At 73.4% G+C, this 1,767-nt stretch carries 2 protein-coding genes; both read right to left on the reverse strand.

The genetic code is table 11. The annotated features are described in order from the left end of the window. Positions 1–1,483, reverse strand: a 1,483-nt coding sequence (locus PLL68_RS14750) for an NADH-ubiquinone oxidoreductase-F iron-sulfur binding region domain-containing protein (protein WP_324535378.1), incomplete at its 3' end; no start/stop codon positions are given. Next, the coding region (locus PLL68_RS14755) for an NADH-quinone oxidoreductase subunit NuoE family protein (protein WP_324535380.1) at positions 1,480–1,767 on the reverse strand (288 nt) is incomplete at its 5' end. The genes PLL68_RS14750 and PLL68_RS14755, both read right to left, overlap by 4 nt.

Here is a 1,767-nt window from a genome sequence, read left to right on the forward strand (position 1 = left end):
CGAGGGCGCTGCGCACGGGCATCGGCGTCAGGCCGCCCATCGCGCACAGCGACCCCTTGGTCATCGTCGTGCAGAGGTCCTCGAGGAGGGTGAGCTGGGTGCGGCGCACGCCGTCATCAGGTGCGGCGATGACGCGGTCGATGACCTCGACCCCGCGAATCGACCCGACGCGGCAGGGCGTGCACTTGCCGCAGGACTCCTTGGCGCAGAACTCCATGGCGAAGCGGGCCATGGCCGCGGCGTCGAGGGTGTCGTCCCACACGACGATGCCGCCGTGACCGACCATCGCCCCGGCCTCCGCGAACGCCTCGTAGTCCATCGGCAGCGCGAACTGCGACGGGGGGAGGTAGGCGCCCAGGGGGCCGCCGACCTGCACCGCCTTCACGGGACGCCCGGATGCCGTGCCCCCACCGAAGTCGTTGACCAGGGTGTCGAGGGTGATGCCGAAGTCGGCCTCGACGATGCCGCCGCGCGCGACGTTGCCGGCGAGCTGGAAGACCTGCGTGCCGCGCGAGCGACCCGTCCCGAGTGCGGCATACGCCTCGCCGCCGTCGGCCAGCACCATCGGCACGGCCGAGAGCGTCAGCACGTTGTTGACGACCGTGGGGCGCCCGAAGAGCCCCTCGAGCGCCGGGATCGGGGGTTTGGCCCGCACCTCGCCGCGCTTGCCCTCGAGGGACTCGAGCATCGAGGTCTCCTCGCCGCAGATGTAGGCGCCAGCACCCACCCGCACGTCGAGGTCGAAGCGGCGCCCGCTGCCGAGCACGGACTCACCGAGGATGCCGTGGGCGTAGCAGATCTCGATGGCGCGGCGCAGGGTGGTGATGGCGAGCGGGTACTCGCTGCGCAGGTAGACGAACCCCTCGGTCGCACCGACGGCCAGGGCGGCGATGGCCATGCCCTCGATGAGGGTGAACGGGTCGCCCTCGATGAGCATGCGGTCGGCGAACGTGCCGCTGTCGCCCTCGTCGGCGTTGCAGCAGACGAACTTCACGTCGGCGGATGCCGTGCGCACCGTCTCCCACTTGATGCCGGCCGGGAAGCCGGCACCCCCGCGGCCGCGCAGGCCGGAGGCCGTGACCTCGGCCACGACCGCCTCGGGGGTGAGCTCGATGGCGCGCAGGAGCCCGGCGAGGCCGCCGTGCTCCCGGTAGGCGGCGAGGTCGGTCGGCTCGATGACCCCGACCCGGGCGAAGGACACCCGGTGCTGGCGGGCCATCCACGGGTGGTCGTCGACGGGCCCGATGCACCGGTCGGTGTCGTCGAGGGCACCGTCGAGCAGCGGCCCCACCTCGGCCTCGGTGATGTTGCCGTACCCGACCCGGCCGCCCTCGGTCTCGAGCTCGACGAGCGGCTCGAGCCACAGCATCCCCCGAGAGCCGTGGCGGCGCACCGTGATCCCGGCGGCCGCGATCGCCTCGGCGACGGCGTCGGCACCCGCGGCGACGGCCGCGCTGTCGCAGGAGACCCACGCGGTGCTCATGCCTGCCACCCGGCGGTGAGGGCCTCGATGCGCTCGGGGGAGAGGGCGGTGTGCAGCGCGCCGTCGATCTGCCCGGACGGGCCCTGGGCGCACAGGCCCAGACAGAACACCTCGGCGACCTCGACGTCAGCGGAGGCGCTCCAGCGCTCGGTGGCTGCGGTGTAGGACGTCTGCGCCCCGCGGGCCTGGCAGGCCTCGCCGCGGCACAGGCTGACGCGGTGGGCGACCGGGGGAGTGCGCCGGAAGTCGTGGTAGAAGGTCACGACCCCGTGCACGTCGGCCCG

Source organism: Ornithinibacter sp., from assembly GCF_035443565.1.
Lineage (GTDB): Bacteria > Actinomycetota > Actinomycetes > Actinomycetales > Dermatophilaceae > Fodinibacter.